This is a genomic window from Vibrio sp. SCSIO 43135 (assembly GCF_023716665.1).
Taxonomy (GTDB): Bacteria; Pseudomonadota; Gammaproteobacteria; order Enterobacterales; family Vibrionaceae; genus Vibrio; species Vibrio paucivorans.
Genome location: NZ_CP071860.1, coordinates 1,395,856 through 1,414,944, shown reverse-complemented (window position 1 = coordinate 1,414,944; position 19,089 = coordinate 1,395,856). Strand labels below are relative to the sequence as shown.

Annotated in this window: 18 protein-coding genes; 9 read left to right on the top strand and 9 right to left on the bottom strand. The window is 44.1% G+C overall.

Translation table 11 applies throughout. From position 1 onward, the window contains the following. Positions 1 to 147: 147 nt before the first annotated feature. The gene (locus J4N42_RS20910) at positions 148 to 1,776 is read left to right on the top strand and encodes a methyl-accepting chemotaxis protein (RefSeq protein ID WP_252031975.1); all 1,629 of its coding nucleotides are present in this window, start codon (positions 148 to 150) and stop codon (positions 1,774 to 1,776) included. 44 nt (positions 1,777 to 1,820) lie between these two features. On the opposite strand, the gene J4N42_RS20905 is transcribed toward J4N42_RS20910, so the two are convergent. Continuing rightward, entirely contained in the window at positions 1,821 to 2,438 is a 618-nt protein-coding gene (locus J4N42_RS20905) for a TetR/AcrR family transcriptional regulator (protein ID WP_252031973.1), read from the bottom strand. Positions 2,439 to 2,542: 104 nt separating this feature from the next. Between J4N42_RS20905 and J4N42_RS20900 the strand changes: the two genes are divergently transcribed. Further along, a complete protein-coding gene (locus J4N42_RS20900) occupies positions 2,543 to 3,709 on the top strand; it encodes an MBL fold metallo-hydrolase (RefSeq protein WP_252031971.1) in 1,167 nt (388 codons plus the stop codon). A 44-nt stretch (positions 3,710 to 3,753) separates the two neighbouring features. Here J4N42_RS20900 and J4N42_RS20895 read toward each other — a convergent pair whose 3' ends face one another. Next, positions 3,754 to 4,845, bottom strand: a complete 1,092-nt coding sequence (locus J4N42_RS20895) for a mechanosensitive ion channel family protein (RefSeq protein ID WP_252031969.1) — start codon at positions 4,843 to 4,845, stop codon at positions 3,754 to 3,756. A 197-nt stretch (positions 4,846 to 5,042) separates the two neighbouring features. On the opposite strand from J4N42_RS20895, the gene J4N42_RS20890 reads away from it, so the two are divergent. Beyond that, positions 5,043 to 5,705 carry a potassium channel family protein gene (locus tag J4N42_RS20890; protein WP_252031967.1) on the top strand — a complete coding sequence of 221 codons (663 nt, stop codon included), beginning with the start codon at positions 5,043 to 5,045 and terminating at the stop codon, positions 5,703 to 5,705. After that, on the top strand, positions 5,702 to 7,069 hold the full coding sequence (locus J4N42_RS20885) for a TrkH family potassium uptake protein (protein WP_252031965.1): 1,368 nt from the start codon (positions 5,702 to 5,704) through the stop codon (positions 7,067 to 7,069). Before J4N42_RS20890 ends, J4N42_RS20885 begins: the two co-directional genes overlap by 4 nt. A 31-nt stretch (positions 7,070 to 7,100) precedes the next feature. Here the strand turns inward: J4N42_RS20885 and J4N42_RS20880 are convergent, their stop codons facing one another. Then, positions 7,101 to 7,547: a DUF2850 domain-containing protein gene (locus tag J4N42_RS20880; RefSeq protein WP_252034122.1), complete on the bottom strand. Its 447-nt coding sequence runs from the start codon at positions 7,545 to 7,547 to the stop codon at positions 7,101 to 7,103. Positions 7,548 to 7,851: 304 nt separating this feature from the next. Between J4N42_RS20880 and ppnP the strand changes: the two genes are divergently transcribed. Then, entirely contained in the window at positions 7,852 to 8,133 is a 282-nt protein-coding gene (ppnP, locus tag J4N42_RS20875) for a pyrimidine/purine nucleoside phosphorylase (RefSeq protein ID WP_252031963.1), read from the top strand. Positions 8,134 to 8,297: 164 nt separating this feature from the next. Here ppnP and J4N42_RS20870 read toward each other — a convergent pair whose 3' ends face one another. Further along, positions 8,298 to 9,146: a pirin family protein gene (locus J4N42_RS20870; protein WP_252031959.1), complete on the bottom strand. Its 849-nt coding sequence runs from the start codon at positions 9,144 to 9,146 to the stop codon at positions 8,298 to 8,300. 183 nt (positions 9,147 to 9,329) lie between these two features. On the opposite strand from J4N42_RS20870, the gene J4N42_RS20865 reads away from it, so the two are divergent. After that, complete coding sequence (locus J4N42_RS20865) at positions 9,330 to 9,608, top strand: hypothetical protein (protein WP_252031956.1); 279 nt, start codon at positions 9,330 to 9,332, stop codon at positions 9,606 to 9,608. A gap of 12 nt (positions 9,609 to 9,620) precedes the next feature. Here J4N42_RS20865 and J4N42_RS20860 read toward each other — a convergent pair whose 3' ends face one another. Then, the gene (locus J4N42_RS20860) at positions 9,621 to 10,778 is read right to left on the bottom strand and encodes a GGDEF domain-containing protein (protein WP_252031953.1); all 1,158 of its coding nucleotides are present in this window, start codon (positions 10,776 to 10,778) and stop codon (positions 9,621 to 9,623) included. A 364-nt stretch (positions 10,779 to 11,142) separates the two neighbouring features. Next, positions 11,143 to 12,063: a LysR substrate-binding domain-containing protein gene (locus J4N42_RS20855; protein ID WP_252031950.1), complete on the bottom strand. Its 921-nt coding sequence runs from the start codon at positions 12,061 to 12,063 to the stop codon at positions 11,143 to 11,145. A gap of 91 nt (positions 12,064 to 12,154) precedes the next feature. Here J4N42_RS20855 and J4N42_RS20850 point away from each other — a divergent pair, with 91 nt between their 5' ends. Continuing rightward, complete coding sequence (locus J4N42_RS20850) at positions 12,155 to 13,075, top strand: DMT family transporter (RefSeq protein ID WP_252031948.1); 921 nt, start codon at positions 12,155 to 12,157, stop codon at positions 13,073 to 13,075. A gap of 46 nt (positions 13,076 to 13,121) precedes the next feature. Here the strand turns inward: J4N42_RS20850 and J4N42_RS20845 are convergent, their stop codons facing one another. Next, on the bottom strand, positions 13,122 to 14,201 hold the full coding sequence (locus J4N42_RS20845; protein ID WP_252031946.1) for a DUF3541 domain-containing protein: 1,080 nt from the start codon (positions 14,199 to 14,201) through the stop codon (positions 13,122 to 13,124). A gap of 432 nt (positions 14,202 to 14,633) precedes the next feature. Between J4N42_RS20845 and J4N42_RS20840 the strand changes: the two genes are divergently transcribed. After that, positions 14,634 to 15,995: a diguanylate cyclase gene (locus J4N42_RS20840; RefSeq protein WP_252031944.1), complete on the top strand. Its 1,362-nt coding sequence runs from the start codon at positions 14,634 to 14,636 to the stop codon at positions 15,993 to 15,995. Positions 15,996 to 16,006: 11 nt separating this feature from the next. Here J4N42_RS20840 and J4N42_RS20835 read toward each other — a convergent pair whose 3' ends face one another. Continuing rightward, complete coding sequence (locus J4N42_RS20835; protein WP_252031942.1) at positions 16,007 to 16,528, bottom strand: GNAT family N-acetyltransferase; 522 nt, start codon at positions 16,526 to 16,528, stop codon at positions 16,007 to 16,009. 187 nt (positions 16,529 to 16,715) lie between these two features. Here J4N42_RS20835 and J4N42_RS20830 point away from each other — a divergent pair, with 187 nt between their 5' ends. After that, the gene (locus J4N42_RS20830) at positions 16,716 to 17,150 is read left to right on the top strand and encodes an Mpo1 family 2-hydroxy fatty acid dioxygenase (protein WP_252031940.1); all 435 of its coding nucleotides are present in this window, start codon (positions 16,716 to 16,718) and stop codon (positions 17,148 to 17,150) included. 350 nt (positions 17,151 to 17,500) lie between these two features. On the opposite strand, the gene J4N42_RS20825 is transcribed toward J4N42_RS20830, so the two are convergent. Further along, the gene (locus J4N42_RS20825; RefSeq protein WP_252031938.1) at positions 17,501 to 19,018 is read right to left on the bottom strand and encodes a DUF3612 domain-containing protein; all 1,518 of its coding nucleotides are present in this window, start codon (positions 19,016 to 19,018) and stop codon (positions 17,501 to 17,503) included. Positions 19,019 to 19,089 lie beyond the last annotated feature (71 nt).

The window sequence follows — 19,089 nt, the reverse complement described above, 5'->3', positions numbered from 1 at the left end:
CCTGCTAACTCTTTAACGAATTATTCTCATAATAGGCACGTTATATCTGGACTAAAGTGTGAACTAAGTCTAATATTCGTGCCTTAAATTATCTGGGACTATTCCCAACGCATGGACGCTGATAACAAAAATATAATAGAGGCTTCAATGCAAATCTCTCTCAAAAATGTGTCTATTCGAACGCAAATATTACTTCCCGTGTTATTCACTTGTTTCGCTTTGTTCATTGCACTTTGGATCACTAAGAACGATCTGCAGCGTGAGCAAGAAGCGGTGGAATCTAACACTGAATCTTTGATGTACTACAAAGATATGCTGGCTCAGATCGATGACCAGGTATACCCATTACGAATCAGTGCAGTCTATGCAATTTATGATGCGAGCCGTCGCGATCAGTTTATGGCTGAGTTAAATAGCACGCTATCCGTGATTAATCGTGAATTGGATGAAATGGCTGCTCGCAACACGTTCCGCAATGAAGTGGGTGACGTTCAAGCTGCTATTGAACAGTACGTGGCCTTTTCGACTCGTGCTGTTGGCTACTTTACTCAACGTGATAAAGGCTTACTAAGCGACCGCGAATACGAGCAGTTTATTTCTGAATATCGCGATGCTGGTAACCATATGGTGGAGAGCATCAACACCTTGTCACAAAGTGTCAATGTCGTGGCGTCGAAACTTATGGAAGAAAGCGCAGCACAGAACGCTAGCGTCCAGTTGTCTGCAATGATCAAAGTGTTGGCTGTTCTGGTTGTTTCCCTTATTGGTGCTTGGTTATTGTCAGGCATGATTGTCAGCCCGGTTCAGAAGCTTCAATCTGTAATGCGTCAGCTTGCTTCGGGCGACTTGGCTGTTCGCGCCGATGCGGACGGTACCAATGAAATCGCTGCGTTGAGTGAAGATGTTAATACCACAGCAACCCAGCTACACAAGACGGTAGATGAGCTTATTCGCATTTCTGAAGATGTTGCTTCTGCTGCGACTGAGCTAGCGGCGGTAATGACTCAATCAGAGCAAAATGCTCAGCAAGAACTGTCGGAAATCGAACAAGTTGCTTCAGCAGTTAATGAGTTGGCAAGCACTGCAAACAACGTAAGTGATAATGCCACAACGGCAGACTCAACAGCGCGTGAAGCCGATGAGTTAGCCAAATCTGGCTTGTCGATTTTCAAAGAAAGTGCCGAAGCAAGCGAGCAAATGTCTGTGGCACTAAATGAAGCTGCGCATGTTGTACTCACACTAAAACAGCAATCTGAGCAGATTAATGATGTTATCGAAGTGATTCGCAGCGTTTCTGAGCAAACAAACTTACTAGCATTGAACGCGGCTATTGAAGCGGCGCGTGCTGGTGAGTCTGGACGTGGTTTTGCAGTCGTTGCGGACGAAGTACGCATGTTGGCTGCGCGCACGCAAGAATCAACGGGCGAGATCCAAACGATTATCGAAGAGCTTCAGAAGCAGTCTGGTACAGCAAATGACAGCATGCAGCAAAGCTTAGAAATGCTGGAGCGTAATAACGAGCTAACCCGACGTGCAAATGATGCGCTGGTTGGTATTACAGAGTCAGTGACTTGTATTAACGACTCAAATGCTCAAGTAGCCACTGCTGCTGAGGAACAATCTCAGGTTACTCAAGACATCAACCGTAGTGTTGTTAACATGTCAGAGCTAGTTAACCAAAATGTCGCGGGCATCAGCCAGAGTGCAAGTGCAAGTGGTGAGCTTTCTCAATTAGCTGAAAAGCAGAAGCTTCAGTTAGCTTTCTTTAAGCTGTAATCAGAGAAGAATTAAAAAAGCCGTATGTTTCCATACGGCTTTTTTTATGGCGCTGATGTTACGCTATATGTCTTGTCGAAACTTCTAGATGCCGCTTCAACAGCGATTTTTACTTCTTCACAGCTAGGTGGTGGCTGGTGGGTAAGTAACTGAGGCCAAAAAACAATGGCTTTAATACTGCCGATAAACTGTTCTACCGCAAGTCCAATATCATCAACTTGCAAGTGTCCGTGCTCGATACCTTGCTGTACCCATTGCTGTAGCCCGTAAGAGTCTTCTATGGCGGTGAATTTCTTAATCAGCACCTGAGCTGTTTCTTGGTTGCGGATACATTCCGCCATCACGAGTCGAGCTGTAATCTGAAAGTCTTCTGAATTGATGTAACACATTTGCTTCAAGGTAATCTCAGTGAGCTGAGAAGACACTGACACAGAAGGTTCAAATTGAATAGCACATTGGTCATCAAAGCGACACATTAGCCTATCTACAATAACTTCAAACAAGGCATCTTTATTAGGGTAGTACTTATAAAGTGTCCGTTTAGATACGCCGGCTTGCTTGGAAATCCCTTCCATGCTGGCCTGTTCAAAGCCTTTTTGAGAAAAAACTTCGATGGCAGATCTAATGATATCTTCTTGTTTTATATCACTTCTCTTAATCATTCTTGTCCCTTTGGGTAATTAAAAGTAAACGATGGTGTTTACTTTTAATTGGGTAGTGTCTAAAGTATACACCATCGTTTACTTTCTTGAATAGCGAATAGGTCATGAAAATGAGTAAAGCAGTGAAAGCGTCAGTGTTATCAGCATTAGGTGTTGTAGGTTTCAGTCATTGGCTAAAAGCGGATGAAAACCTTGATACACAGTTAAGCGAGCAGCATAGACTAGAAAGGATCGCGAACTCACCTCAATTCGACGGCGACAAAGTGATTACTCGTATGCCTAATGTTCCTAGTTCAGAAAGCATGTCTAGCGTTATGTGGACGTTCTTCTTTGAACGCAGCAAACTTAAGCCCCAGGCAAAGCTCCCTCACCAAACGGTGGATATCGAGAAGCTCGCTACTGCGAGTGACGACTTAAGAGTGACGTGGTTAGGGCACTCCAGTTTGTTGGTTGAAGTCGATAAAACGCGAGTACTAATCGACCCTGTGTTCGAATATGCTTCTCCCCGGATCGCTAAGAAGCTATTCGATAGAAATGTAAATGCCCCTGTGACTCGTGATGCTTTGCCTACTCCTGATGTGATTGTGATCTCGCATGACCACTATGATCATCTTGAAGAATCGACAATCCGGTTTTATGCCGATAAGCCAGTACAGTTCTTTGTTCCGTTAGCCGTGGGGCGACACTTAGAAAAGTGGGGGGTATCTCCAAGTCGCATTCAGGAATTTGACTGGTGGGAGTCGCAAACCATCAATGGCGTTGAATTTACGGCGACACCAGCAAACCACAATTCTGGTCGAACTGGTTTCGATTCGAATCAGACGTTATGGGCATCGTGGGCCATTCGCGGTAACCACGGACGAGTTTTTTACAGTGGCGATACCGCTTATGACACTCACTTCAAACAAATTGGTGACGAACTTGGGCCGTTTGATATGGCTTTCATTGAAGTAGCGGCTAACGTGAAAGATGGCAAGGGTTTCCCGGTTGAAAACTGGGGGCACATGCAAGCAAGGCATACGATGCAAGCGCATTTGGATTTGCAAGCGGAACAACTGTTCCCGGTACACTGGTCGACATTTGAGTTGTTTGCTCATAAATGGGATCAACCAATGACTGATTTGATTGAAGAAGCCAATAAGGTCGGTGCCGTTCTGACTACCCCGATGGTTGGGCAAACTATCGAGCCAAATAGTGGCATCTACAATACGTATTGGTGGCAAGGAATCGAGCTCGAGCAAGAGCCTGCTTTGGCGAGAAATGCGCTTTAACTTAAACAGCTAGAAGTGAAAAGCCCTCTAAACGAGGGCTTTTTCTATTGTGCCTGTTCACCTAACGGCTCGACTTGAGGTTCGAGTTTAATGGTCTGCGTTGGGTACGCGATATCAGCATCGTGTTGATGGATGATATCCATTATCTTTAGCAGCACATCTTGCTTCACTTCGTGATAGCGAATCCAATTGACGGTTTTGGTGAAGGTGTACACCATCAACTGAAGAGATGATGGACCAAAAGCATTGAAGTTTACGATCAGAGTCTGCTGAGTATCGATGTCTGGGTGGTTTTCCAGCATTGTTTTTATCTCAGAGACAATTCTTTCAACCATTCTTCCGTCATCGTATCGAATACCTATCGTTTCGTTGATGCGGCGATTCAACATCCTTGATGGGTTTTCTACCACGATACTGCTAAATACTGAGTTTGGAACGTAAAGCGGCCTTTTATCGAAGGTACGGATGATGGTCATTCGCCACCCAATACGCTCTACAGTGCCTTCAATTTGTCTATCTGGTGAGCGAATCCAGTCACCGACTTTAAACGGACGATCGAAGTAGATCATCATGCCGCCAAAGAAGTTAGAAAGTAAGTCCTTCGCAGCGAAACCGACGACCAAGCCACCCACGCCACCAAAGGTTAATAGACCAGATAGGCTAAGGCCGAACGCCTGCATAACGGTAAGCGTACCGATAGTGATGAAGAATAATCGCGCCACTTTAGCAACCGCCTGAACGGTGGTTTCATCTCTATTTTGCTGCTCCAGAACATACTGCTCAATATTGGAAATCAAGCGCATGATGATCCAGACGAATATCGCAATCACTAAGAGCAGCTTGAGTGTACTTAGCCAGTTGAGCTTAGAAGCAAATTGGTCTTGCAGTAAGAAGCCTAAAGAAACCGTACCGGGCCAACACCATATGAGTGTGCTTACTGGTGTTTTTAATGCATGTAGGGTTAAGTTATCCCACTCAAATGACGTGCGTTCTGCCAGCACTTCTAAACGGCCATAAACCAATCGCCAGACTATCCAAGCAAAGAAACTAGCGGCGGTGATAAATAGAACGCTGTTATTCCAATCTTGCGTGAACTCACTGCTGTAAGTGTGAAGTTGAGTAAGTAACTCATTCATAGTCAGGTCTTTTTTCATAGGGGATTAGCTAGAGTATAAATCCTAATCTATTCTTTTAAAAATCAATTAATTAATAGGTCCAAAATTAGTGTTTTTGCTTTAAGTCAGAATCGTGTCAGGATTAGGATTCTGAGTTTGATAAGCCTGTTTTTTAGGCGCACACTTCGTTGGTTTTGTGAATGTATTAAGGTATAGCTATGAAAATGGGTGATAAGCAATTCGCAGTGATTGGCCTTGGCCGATTTGGTTTATCCGTGTGTAAAGAGCTTCAAGACTCGGGCGCTGAAGTCCTAGCCATCGATATTAATGAAGATCGCGTACGTGAAGCGGCTGGCTTTGTTACTCAAGCTATCGTGGCAAACTGCACCATTGAAGAGACGGTGTCCGAGTTAAAGTTGGAAGACTACGATATGGTGATGGTTTCGATTGGTTCGGACGTCAATGCCAGTATTCTTACTACACTCGTCGTCAAAGAAGCTGGAGCAAAGTCGGTTTGGGTAAAAGCAAACGACAAGTTCCACGCTAAGATCCTACAGAAAATAGGCGCAGACCATATTATCTTGCCAGAACGAGATATGGGAATACGTGTCGCGCGCAAGATGCTAGACAAACGCGTATTGGAATTTCATGAATTGGGTAGCGATATTGCGATGACCGAGATTGTGGTTGGAGCGAGGTTGCTCGGTAAAAAGCTTTCAGACCTGTCGTTATGTAAAGAGCAAGGTGTTCAGGTTCTTGGATTCAAACGTGGGCCTGAAGTCACTAAAGCGCCAGAGATGAGCAAGGTGCTAGAGATTGGTGATGTGATAATTCTTGTCGGCCCGAAAGCCACTCTTGCGAAAAAATTGAGCTCGTTATGAACCCGTTTAACCGTTTAGGTGTTTTCTATTCGTTAGAAAAAGAGCAGACCAAGAAGAAAGGCTCTGAACCTAGGATTATCCTCATCAGCTTTCTGGCTGTTCTGATCCCCTCTGCAATCTTGTTAACGCTGCCAGTGTTTTCTGTCACCGGTTTGAGCATGGCTGATGCATTATTTACAGCGACATCGGCGATCAGTGTGACTGGACTAGGTGTTGTCGATACTGGAGAGCACTTTACGCTGTCTGGAAAGATCTTGCTGATGTTCTTGATGCAAGTGGGCGGGCTAGGGCAAATGACATTGTCTGCCGTGCTTTTGTATATGTTTGGTGTGCGATTGAGCCTGAAACAGCAAGCACTAGCAAAAGATGCACTAGGGCAAGATAGAAAAGTGAACCTACGCAACCTAGTGAAAAAAATCGTCATTTTCGCATTGGTTGCAGAGCTCATTGGTTTTGTGTTTTTGTCGATTCGATGGGTACCAGAAATGGGCTGGTCGACTGGCATGTTTTACGCTTTGTTTCATGCCATCTCAGCATTCAATAATGCTGGATTCGCCCTGTTTTCAGACAGTATGATGAGTTTTGCCGAAGACCCATTGGTTCTAGTTGTTCTGGCCTGTTTATTTATTTTCGGTGGCCTTGGTTTTACTGTTGTCGGGGATGTATCGGCTAACTGGAAAAGAGGGTTCAACCATCTTCACCTACACACCAAAATCATGCTGACAGCAACACCAATGTTACTTCTATTTGGTACCGTGATGTTGTGGGCACTCGAGCGAGCAAACCCAAACACGATGTCTGACTTGTCGGTGGGAGGGCAGTGGCTGACTGCGTTCTTCCAGTCTGCTACGGCGCGCACGGCAGGCTTTAATAGTGTCGATATAGGCCAGTTTACTCAGCCAGCTTTGCTGGTCATGATAGTGCTAATGCTCATTGGTGCTGGTTCAACATCGACTGGGGGCGGGATCAAAGTGTCTACCTTTGCAGTCGCATTGGTGGCGACTTGGACCTTTCTACGTCAGAAGAAACACGTGGTGATGTTTAAACGAACGGTCAACTGGCAGGCGGTGACTAAGTCTTTAGCGATTATTGTGGTCAGTGGGGCAATGTTGACGACTGCGATGTTCTTACTAATGATTACCGAGCAATCTAGCTTTGACAAAGTGGTCTTTGAAGTAATATCTGCATTCGCAACAGTTGGGCTGACGGCCGGGCTCACGGCAGAATTATCTGAGCCAGGGAAGTACATTATGATTGTGGTGATGATTATTGGGCGAATAGGTCCACTGACGCTGGCGTACATGTTAGCTCGGCCAGAGCCGACGCTATTGAAGTATCCAGAAGATAGTGTGCTGACAGGGTAAGCCAAAACAAAAATAAGCAGCGTATCGCTGCTTATTTTTTTCCACTGAAATGATCGGCTAAAGCGGCTCGACGGTTTTTCGCCACACCTCCACCGCCTTCCATGTCGACGGTGCTTTCATAGCCTTTTTTGATGAAAATCTGTGTGGGACTGTTTGGAACTAAGCGCTTTAACTGGGGAGACTCGAATGTCCCAGCAATTTGATAGACAGCCTTTCCGTCGCCTGTCTTTATATGCACACGCTTGCCATCAAACTCGAAGTGAGTGGTGATGAGTCGATGGTTTCGAAAAAATCCCACCTCATTCAACGTCAATACTTCTGTATTGTAGTTTGGCGCACCAATTTCAATCCAATCGCCGTAAACATGTTTCGGATTGACGTATTCTTGGTAGCTGACATAGATCAGAGACGCAAAACCAAACCCCATAATACAAAGTATTACGGTGAGGGCAGTTTTAATTGCTCGCTGACGAGTCATGAGCGGATTATTACTGGTTGTAGGAGCTTTGCTAGCATTGCTGACTCCTTTGCTTACTGCCATGACGAATACCGCTGTTTTTCGAATGCCTATTGAGGAGGAGAACATTAAGCCTGACTGATTTTGAGAATTCTCGCAAACGGTACATATGTAAATTTGATCTTTTACTCAAAGCTACTCTGAGAAAATGTAATTGATGCATAAACTAAGTTTGGCTCATTCCTGCAAATATGCTTGTGATTAATTGAAATATTCGATACAACCAGATATCGAATTTTGTCGATGTTTATCCCAAGGAAGAAAAATGATCAAAGAAAACACGTATTTTGAAGGAAATGTTAAGTCTCTAGGTTTCCAGCAGCAAGATGGCGACAGTAGCGTAGGTGTGATGGCACCGGGCGAATATACATTTGGTACCGCTGCACCTGAGCGCATGACAGTGGTAAAAGGGGCATTAACGATTAAGCGTGTCGGCGATTCAGACTGGACGACATTCAACTCTGGTGAATCATTCGAAGTGATAGGCGATTCGTCTTTCGACTTAAAAGTAGCAGTATCAACCGCTTACTTATGTGAATACTTGTAAGAAATACCTAAAAAAGCCACGTCACTTAAGGTGACGTGGCAAATAGCGTTACCATATTCAGGTAGTACGGAAAGCGCAGTGGATTGCCATCACATGGGTACCTGTTTTAGCTATGTGTAAAATGATTCTCAAATTGAGAATCAAAAAGAGAAATTCTCCCCCTTTTAGTACGTTTCAAAGACACCGTTGTTGTAGTCTTGAATCGCTTGTTCAATTTCTTGAGTCGTGTTCATAACAAATGGACCGTAGTGAACAACAGGCTCATCGATAGGCTCACCAACAAAGATCAGCACTCCACTGTCTTGAGTTGCAATTGCCTCAATTGCTTCACCTTTGCCCATCAGCAGCATGTTTCCAGCAGCAATGTTCTGCCCATCAATGTCTATTTCGCCTTTATATACATACATCATTGCATTGTGATGTGATGGCGTATTGGCGAATATCTGCTGGTTTTCATTGCCTCGCCAGTCTGCGACAGATAATGGAACACCGGTTTTATCCAAAGGACCTGATTGTTGAGCCCCTTGCAATCCAAGGCTTCCAGCGATCATTCGTACTAGGCCTTGTTCTTCATTGTGTACTTCGTTAATGGTGTCTGGCTGGAAGTCGTGATATTGAGCTGGAGCCATTTTGTCTTTCGCCGGTTGGTTAATCCAAATCTGAAAGCCATGTAACTGACCATCTTCCATAATTGGCATTTCACTGTGGATTACGCCACGGCCTGCAGCCATCCATTGTGCTCCACCGGACCTCAGTTCACCGACATTGTTCATATGGTCACGATGCTGAAAGTGGCCATCCAGCATGTAGGTCAGAGTTTCAATTCCTCGGTGCGGATGGGGAGGAAAACCTCCCACATAATCGGCTTTACTGTCCGATTTAAGTTCGTCAACCATCAAAAATGGAGAGAAACTTGCATTGTTGAATCCAGCGACTCTACGAATTTTAACGCCGTCACCATCCGATGTTGGATGAGAAGGAATAATTTGGGCAATGTGTCTAATGGTTGTCATGATGATGCCTCCTAAATGCTATGAAGTCAGTGTAAGAGGAATCAGAGAGTAATATCAGAGGGGCAGCTCGAGCTAGTCATTCAAAATATTCGAACAAGATTTTGGTGGTATTGTGAGCGGTGATGAAGGGAGTAGAGGGTTATTTACTATACTTAAAGTGAGAAATTGCTTCAGGAGGTTGATATGGCTGTCGTACCTAAACATACAGATCAACATGGTCGTTACGATCCAAACCTGGACTTAACAACAGAGCAGAGGCACCGTTTTACACAGGTAGCGAACAAGGCGCAAGCGCGTAAAGACGAAATGCGAGAACGACCATCAATTGTTGCTGCGGCTAAGTCTGCGGCGATGAAACCCGTGGTGACTCCAAAAAAAGACAAACCTAATAACGCCCGTTATACGATTTGGTTGATTGTCCTAGGCTTAGTGAGCTTATGGGCAATGTACATGACCAGCTAATCCGTAATTCATTCAATTACGAATAAAGGGTGTGACTTTACTATCTGAGTTTTCATTGACTTCATGGAGAGGGTTAAGTGCTTCTCCATGATAATACTGATACTGATTCTTTCCCGCGTGTTTGGCTGCATACATGGCTTTGTCTGCACAGCGGGTAAGCTCAGGTAGATTGGTGGCATCATTGGGAAACAGTGCAGCGCCGACACTGACGGTCAGACGGTTTATACGTTGAGAGCTTTGGTAGCTTTGCTCAAACAGTCCACAAATCCGCTCTAATATCGCATCCAGATCCTTTCTTGTTCGTACATCGTAAAGTAACAACACAAATTCATCTCCAGCGAACCGGGCAATCGAATAGTCGTGCTTATCAGTTTTGCGGTCTTTATTACGAATATTGTTTTTCAAGCGGCTGGCGAAGTGCTGTAAGACACGATCGCCAACATCGTGTCCGTAGGTATCATTAATGGATTTGAAATCATCAATATCAAGGAATACCAGCGCCGTGATTTGGCTACTGTTGCTTTTCTCTATGAGCTTTTCCGCCGCCCAGTTCTCAAAACTCCATCGGTTGGCCAACCCTGTTAGTTGATCCATATAGGCAAGATCTTCTATGCCTTCTTGGTACAAGCTCTGGATATAATTCACGACTTTTGAGTAGTAGTAAGCAGAGGTATTGCAAATCAAGCACAGCGCGAACAAGCTAATTAGAAAGCGATCAACGGAGAAGCTAGGAGGGAGAGCAATAGTGTGCGGTAGCAACATGGCCAAACCGACAATTAGGCAGAATGAAGTGCTGAAGATGACGCCAATTTTAAAGTCATTAAGAAACACAACCGCCGCTAAGATGGGGTAGATCCATAGCAACCTGCTGGCGACAGTTTCGCCGTACAGCAGCAATACCACACCTTGAAAAAGCAGAACGCCGGACAGAATTAAATCGCAGTGATTATTCGTTGGATACTTAATTAAGTACAGCCCATTTATGGTAATCGCTACGACACAAGCAATATTGAGCAAACCAAATTGATAGCTTTGATTGTTGAAGTGGACAACGGCATAGAAGAAAAAAAGGCAGGAAGCGACAACTGATGTCAACAACACAACTCTACGCTTGCGAGTAGAACGCATATCCGCCATTTCTTCTAAGTGTCGTCCCACTAGGTTGGTCATCACTTACCTACTTGTATATCGTTAGAAACTATCTCTTAAGGCGACTGCGCGGCCCAGAAATACTCGATTTAAGTCTAGTTTAAAAAATGGAACCTGAATGGAGTATACAAATTATCAATGTGATATAAGTCAACAATTTAACAGCAGATTTCACTACTTATGATATGTGTAGAGTTGTTTATCTGAGTTTTGACGCTTTTTTAACTCTTTGTATTCTTCCAGCATAAGGTGTCGAAGTATGAAAAGAGCCAAAAATAGGACGCTTTTAACGAATGCTGTTCTGGAATAAAAACGACTTACGCTAGTCGTAAATATTATATAGCGTAGAGACTGATTTAACGTTCTAAGCCTTCTAAACCCGTTCCTATGAGGTTTTGGTTGCACCATCTTTGATGTTATTGAACTCTGATTTCAGCCAACTACGCAGTTGCAGAACATGTTCATTTTGTAGCTCAGACTTCTGGCACACGAAATAGAATTCTTGATGAGGATTGATGACTGGTGGTGAAAGCTCAGTTAACAAACCAAGGCTAATGTCATCTTTAACAAACAAGCGGTGAGTGACGATGACACCGAGCTTACGAATCGCGGCATGGACAGCTTGAATCGAAATGTTAAAAGACAAGTTTTTTTGCTGTTTAGGTAATGGGAGTCCAAAAGCATCACACCAGGTTTGCCAATCGTTCTTTCGCCTTTCGTTGGCCACAGTGATCGTTGGGTAGCCAGAAATTATGTCTGCAAGTGCTAGCGAACTTACGTCCTCTATTAGCTCGGGGCTGCACACGAGTACCAATTCATCATCACCCAGCTTCTCACAGTGGTAATCCTGCCAGTCTTCTGGTTTCCCGTGTATCAGTGCGACGTCTACTCCCTGTTCGACGAGGTCGAAGCGACCGACAATGTTGGAAACTCGGATATCGACGCTTGGAGCATATTGCTGGAAATCACTCACCCTTGGGATCCACCAATGCATAGCCAGTGAGTTGATCATGTTTAGTGTTAAATGACTGGATTGGGCTGGCTGTATGATGGATGCAGTGGCACTGACAATGTTTTCCAATGCAGGAGCGACACTTCGGTAATATTTTCTACCTAATGCGTTGGGCACGACTTGACGGCCCACCCTTTGAAACAAGGGCTTACCCAGTTGGTTCTCCAACGATTTGATGGCTTGGCTTACGGCGGAGTGACTTACATTCAGTACATTTGCAGCGTCGCTCATACTGCCCGTTTCTACAACAGCAACAAAAGAGTATAAGGATTTAAGTGGTGCAAGCTTTCTCATGTGTAAGTTTTTCTTAAGTGTTTGGTTAATATTACTCGTTATTTAATCACTTCTCACTCAATTATAATTGTTGATAACAGAGGAGTGAGGTATGCCGCAGTTTTTTACCCCAGTATTATTCATGTTGTCGTCTACATTGAGCTTGTCACTGACAGGGCTACTAACCAAATTTTTGTCTCAAGACTTTAGTCCAGAACAGCTAAGCTTTCTAAGGTTTGTAATACCTGCCATCATTTTATTGTTCATTATGTGCGTCACGACTTTTCGCAAACCCCCACGTGATATGGTGAAACCGTTATGGATAAGGGCCGTGTGTATTGCGGCTTGCCAAGTGTGTTTTATCTACGCGCTTCAAGTGCTCACACTCGTTGAAAGTGTTGTGTTGTTTAGTACTGGTCCACTGTTTATCCCAGTGTTAGAAAAATTAATCTTTTCGGTGCGAGTCCAGTGGCTAACGATTGCATCATTGGCACTGACATTTTGTGGCGTGTTATTTCTTGCGGGCGACCCGAGTGGAATACAATTTCGACCAGAGTTACTGATTGGGTTATTGGCGGGGCTATTTAATGCGGGATCTCAGTTGAGCTTATATCGAGTGAGTAAGGGTAATATGAGGGCAATGGACATTAACGCTTGGACGTTTGCCTATGCCGCGGTCTTGTTGATGCCGGTATTATTCTTGGGAGCAGACGGAATGGCGATTGTCGGTAGACTATCGAACTTCAATGGCGTGGCGATTGCGTCTTTGCTTGCTGTGTCGTTATTGATCATTAATACGCAAATCTTCCGCTCAAAGGCGTATAAACTGGCATCTTCTGGTTCGCAGCTAGCACCACTGATATTTACTAATCTCCTCTTTACTGCGATTTGGCAGGCAACATTCTTTAACGAGAGCTTTAGCGTGTATCAGCTTATTGGGCTCGGCTTGATCGTTTTTGCCAGTATGCTGAATATTCTGATTCCTCGCTTGATTAGGTTATTAAAACGGCGCTCAAATATTCAGTGGGTTTAATGGCGATTATTAAGAAAAAGAGCAACCAATTCGGTTGCTCTTTTTCTTATTGAGGAACTAATCCGTAAGGTAAGCCAGAAAAGACTTTTGGGTGTTTTTGGAATGTGGGTGCTTCGTTGACTTGCTGCCAGTCGAGCAACATAACGGCTAGTACGTTGCGATGTTCGCCATAGGGCAGGTCAAAATCGCCAGTGACTGAAGGGATCATGCCCTGTTCTTTTACGATTGAACCTTGAATTGCCTTGCGAGTTTTCTCAACCACAGGGTCATTTTCCAAACCCGCAAGCAAAAACGTAATACCGACTTCAGCAATTACGTCTTCCTTTGCTCGAATTAAAATCGTATCGATATGAGTGCGGAAATAGTCATAAATCCATTGATGCTGTTTTTCGCTTACTTGGTGTTGGTAGTACTCGGAATCAGCGAAGATAATGTGGGTCATACCATAGATTTTGTTGCCAAACTGCTGCTTCGATAACTGCTCGTCTTGAGAGTCTGGGTAGGCCAGTTGAAATGCTGTGGTGAATTCATCGACCACGTCTTGCTCGCCAATTTGTCTTAGCCAATATACTTGGTTCGCCAACTGTGCTGCCCAAGCTTTTATCATCTCTTGGTCTGTTGCGTATTGTTCAAAATTGTAGCGTCGAATCACTTTACGCAACTTGTCATCGTTGATGTGCTCAAGACCATATTCATTTGCTCTTGCCATTGAACCCAGCAAATCGACACCGAGATAAATGTATTCAGGCATTTTTTGTGTCACAGAGTAGCGTCTTACGCTCCTTTCATCCGCTGCTTTAGCATACCCTTTTAAGCGTTTTTGCGAATATTCCGCGATCTGCTCTGGGGTGTTTACTTCCGCTGCGAACTGATTCAGCCGACTGGCCACACGCGCCAGATCGCTCCACACGGCAGCTGAATACTTTTTGTCTAAGGTTTGGCGGTACATCCTCAACCCGTAATGACCTTCTTTAAAGGCGGGCAAAGTATACAGTTGGCTCTCGTAGGTTTGCTTGATCAGCTCCGCAGACTGTTTATAAGTATCTGCCTGCGCAGCAAGTAATGACGTAGGAAGGGTAAGAGAAGTACTAAAAGCAAGAGCGAGACAAGCGTATTTGATGGACATAATAAATAAGCCTTAGAAAGTTGATATCCCTGAAAACGAAAACATACCTGTAGTTATTCAGCGCGCGTAGCTGGCAACATGCTTTTACTGAACCATTAAACTTGAGGTTATTTGGCTACAAAAGATAGCAATCACACCTATTACATATGTGAGATTGATGTCAGGTTTTTGTGACAGCCTATTTCGTAAGTGAATAAAAGTAAATCCATAATCAGTCAGTCATTATTTTCTTGGCGTTTCTATTAGCCTTACCTTAAATAACTGAGTTGAATGATAAATTGATGCTAATAATTATATTGTCAGTTACTATTCACAAAATACATTATAGTTATAAAGATAAGAACATTGCCTCTAAGCTGATGTAATTGGGTTCTAACAATTACCTGGTTGGTCGAGGTTTTACGCACGATTTAGTGATTCAAGGGGATTTGCATGGCGTATCGCTCAGGCAAGCAGTGGGCTGTCAGCGTTGTATTTCTGACTGTCATAGTGCTGTCTATCGGTATTATTGAACTGACCAACCGCAACCAAACGACTTTTATTCGCGAAAGCTTGTTGATCCGAGCAAAAGAAGAGTTATCCATTATACGATCTGAGCTTGAAGCCGCCGTGGTGTCAGACATTTATGTTGCAAATAGCCTAGCGGCGTTTGTCACGGTGAACCCGTCAGGTGATTTTGATAACTGGGACAAAATGGCCTCTAATATCATTCGCGAAGGTAAGCACATCAAAGTGATTGGTTTGGCTCCTGGGGACATCATTCGCCATATCTATCCGCTAAAAGGGAATGAGAAAGCACTCAATCTCGACTACCGAACCGTTCCCGCCCAATGGCGTTCGGTTGAAAAAGCCAGAGAAATCCAAGAAATATTCATAGCTGGCCCTGTTAACCTTGTTCAGGGAAGTCGAGCTCTTATAGCCCGTGTACCTATCTTTACCGATCCTCCGCAAAATACCCAATATTGGGGCGTGTGTAGCGTTGTTATTGACTTAGAATCGTTGTTTCAGTCCGTTGGTATAAAAGCCTTTGAACACAAATACCATTTAGCGATGAAGGGTGTTGATAGTGAAGGTGACTCAGGTGCTATATTTTTCGGCGATCAGACTATTTTCGATAATGCGTTTTCACGTGAAGTGGTCCATTTTCCTCATGGCAGTTGGATTATCGCCGCATCTGAAAAGAACGACTTGTTGAAGCAGTTGCCTTGGTACCGAACCAATATCGTTCGCCTATTTGGTTATCCCATCATGGCGCTTTTGATTTTCTCGTTTGTTGCTATTTACCGTTTGTATGCGGTTGCGAATAAACGCTCACTGCACGATGAGCTTACTAAATTGCCGAACAGGCGCTATTTTATGTACACCTTAGAGCATCACTTTGATCTGGTGCAGCATAATGGGCAAAAAGAGACCTTTGCGCTGCTCAATATCGATCTTGATAAATTCAAAGCGATTAACGATTTATATGGCCATGCCGCGGGAGATAAAGTCTTAATAGCCTGTGCCGAGCGGATCAAAAGTGTGTTGCGAACTTCTGATGTCGTTGCCCGCGTTGGTGGTGATGAGTTCTTAGTATTGTTACCCCGTATCTCAAACAAAAATGATGTGGATGTCATCAATATTGAGCTGCAAAAAGCGATTTGCCTGACCCCAGTGATTTATGAACAACACTTAATTAGTGTTCATGTCAGTGTTGGTTATGCCTTCTATAACAAGGATATTTTGGATATTGAGGGGATGCTGAAAAAAGCGGACGAAAACATGTATGAAGAGAAGCGACGTCACCGTACCTAGGGCAGTAAGCCCTAGCTATTGCTATCACGCCAGTATTCTATGCAGTCAATCAAAGTGCCTGCCAAGCGAGTGTAGCTTGGCCGTATTCTCTTTTTCTTGAAACCATTACCGATTAAGACTTTCTGCGAAGCAATATTATCGACTGAGGCGATCGCAATATAGCGCCTAAGTTGATATAGACGTTCTCCTTGCTCAAGGGTATGCGTGGCAGCCAATTTGGCTATCCCTTGCCCTATCCACTGTTTATCAATTCGGTAGCCAATGTGAGCGCTACCTTCTTCTATATCAACGCTGTGTAAGTTTGCGCGGCCAATGATCTGACCCGATCCCTTTTTAATCAGCAACGGCAGCATGGCATCTTTGTCGTGGAGGGTCAGGCACTCTTCTATGTGCTGAATAACACCAGAAGAGGTGTAAAATTCGCCGCCTCGACTAGGAATGAAGGTTTCGAACCATTGGCGGTTTTGTTGTTCGAACCGCAAGAGTTCTCCCGCATCGTGATAGCTAAGTTGAGTGATATGAATGTCGTCCATGAGTGATTCAATGTCCTGTCTGTGGGAGCGCTCATAATTTTTACGGCTCGGCTCATCATTTTTAAGCAAATCAGAGACTTTGCTGCTATAGAAAATGCAAGGCTAATACCTTGAATGACTTCAAAGTGCTTAGTTCAAAAAAATAGGGTAAATCCATAAAAATTAATAATAACAGCAAGGAAAAATTATGCGCTCTCTTTCTGAATGGCTCTCTGCCTATGGCGAAAGCCATCAAAATTCAATTAATCAGAAGATTCATAAGGTTGCGGTGCCAGGGATCTTTCTATCGATAGTTGGCTTGATTTGGTCTATTCCCTCACTAACGCTACTTGGTGTGACAATTAACTGGATATGGGTTGTTTCGATTCCTGTGTTGGCGTTTTATTTTCGACTGAGCTTAAGCGTATTTCTAATGATGCTAGGCTTCACACTTGCGTGTATAGGCCTTATCTGGTCGATGACACTAATGAAGCTCCCGGTATTATCGATCTCCGTTGTGATGTTTGTTGTTTTGTGGGTATTCCAATTTATTGGTCATAAGATTGAAGGGAAAAAGCCATCATTCTTTGAAGACGTTCAGTTTCTTCTTATTGGCCCAATCTGGGTATTTAGAAAGCAATAGTCTAAGAGGCAGGCTTAACGTTTTGTGTATATTGACTTTGCGAAATGCAACTGATGTAAATGCGCAAAATGCAGTAATTTTGCATTTTGCAAAAGTCTTATGCACTGAGTTTTGCTGAAACTGTGTATTAAAGCAGCAAATACGTTGTTTTCTCTATCATAAAAAGTTGGCATGTACTGTGCATTATGTAGATTGACCCTTATTAAGCCGAGGGTCACCTAGCCAACTGACGTTGTTAGTGAACTTACAATTTGTTCACAAATATATATAGCCAATCACGAATATTGTGATTGGCTTTTTTTCTATTCAACGATTGCCAAAAACGGTTCGAACGGTCAACAAGCCCTAATTTATTCTCCACATTTGTTATAGCAGCTTGGTTTACGCGGACAAACGGCGCCCCTAGAGCAAATCACGCGCGCATCCGACTCAATACCTCGTTCAATCCAGTTAATGTTGAGGATTTTGGCAATGGTACGAAATTCCTTTTTAATGTAGTTAGGAATAGTGGCCGTTCCCCCCTGAGAAACACACAGCGATTTAAGGTCTTCAGCAATGGATCGTGAGTCTCCACCTTGCGCATCGATCGCTGGGTTCAAATCAATTCCGGCACACAGCACGCGATTATTACCAGCAGGATCGGTCATATTGACTGACTCGCAACAGTAGATTCGCGGTTCGTCACCAACATTTAGAATAGAAATTTGTGCAGAGCTATTTGCTTGTGGCTCCGATAACCGACGAAATACCGCCCAGTGCTGACAAGGGTCATTAACCTTACGCATGTTTCCCCAAGGTAGTGGGATGCCATTGCCTCGGTAAACGGCTTTCAGTTTGTTTTGGCCATAGGCATCGAAGTAATGCCAGTGGGGGTAAGGGGAAACGACAGTCATACGGCGCATAGCAACCGAAGGGGATACGCCAGCTTTCTCATGTACGCTGATTTCATATCCGCTTCGGTCTAGCAGTTGTCTGAACGGGACTTTTGGACATAACAGTGCGCCGGCAAAGAAACTTGACTCAAAGTCTCGCCATGCTTGCAGAATATCTTGTGAATTTAGCTCGGATGTTGGTTGGATATCGACGCTATCTTCCCAGCTATTGGCGTGTCCAACAGAGAGAACGCTTTTTAAGCCTTCCTTGCTATGCAGCACGCAATGGCCAATATACACGGCCAAGTCGTATTTGAGCCGGGTTGGGTAATCACGCAGCATCTCATTGAGGTAGATAGTTCCAGGCGGCTCGAAGAATGAAGTAACGAGCTGTTTGGCGCTTACGCCCAACTCATCAACGACATCTTGTGGAGTGCGATTAACCCAGCGAATCGATATGCCTAAGCTTTTGGCGATATCAATCAAGTCTTCGACTGCTAGGTTAAGTCTCTTTAATCCTACTTCTTCAGCCGCTCGCTCAAGATCTGGAAAGTGGTTTTGATTACTTTCCTGGTGTGCCCGTATAAGAAGGTGAGCAAATTGGCGACCAGTGATACCCGTTTGCGATAGCATTTCAGGAATCGCTATCTGCAAGATGTCATTAGAGAATAAGAAGCTAGGCTCGAGCGCCATCCCGCTAATTCCCCCACGGTTTCCCTTGTCCGGAGTAATAGCGGTTTGTTCCGGTTCATCGTCTAGGAACCAAGCAGGATCTTTTTGGAACACTTCGGCGATGACTTCCAGCATATCGACACTGGGAACGCGTTTTCCACGTTCAATCATAGAGAGGTAAGAAACGGAAGGGGCGTACTCAGGGTTGACCCTGATGCATCTCGCAGAGAGATCTTCCATGGTTAAGTGATTGCGTTTCCTCAGGTTTCTTATCTTTGTCCCAAGGAAATGTGATTGGCGAACTAAGCTTTTTGACAGAGACATTTTGTAAAATTCACATTGTAAAATTTTTGTTGTGAAATTGTAGTCAAAAATTCGCTAGTCTACAAAGTAAG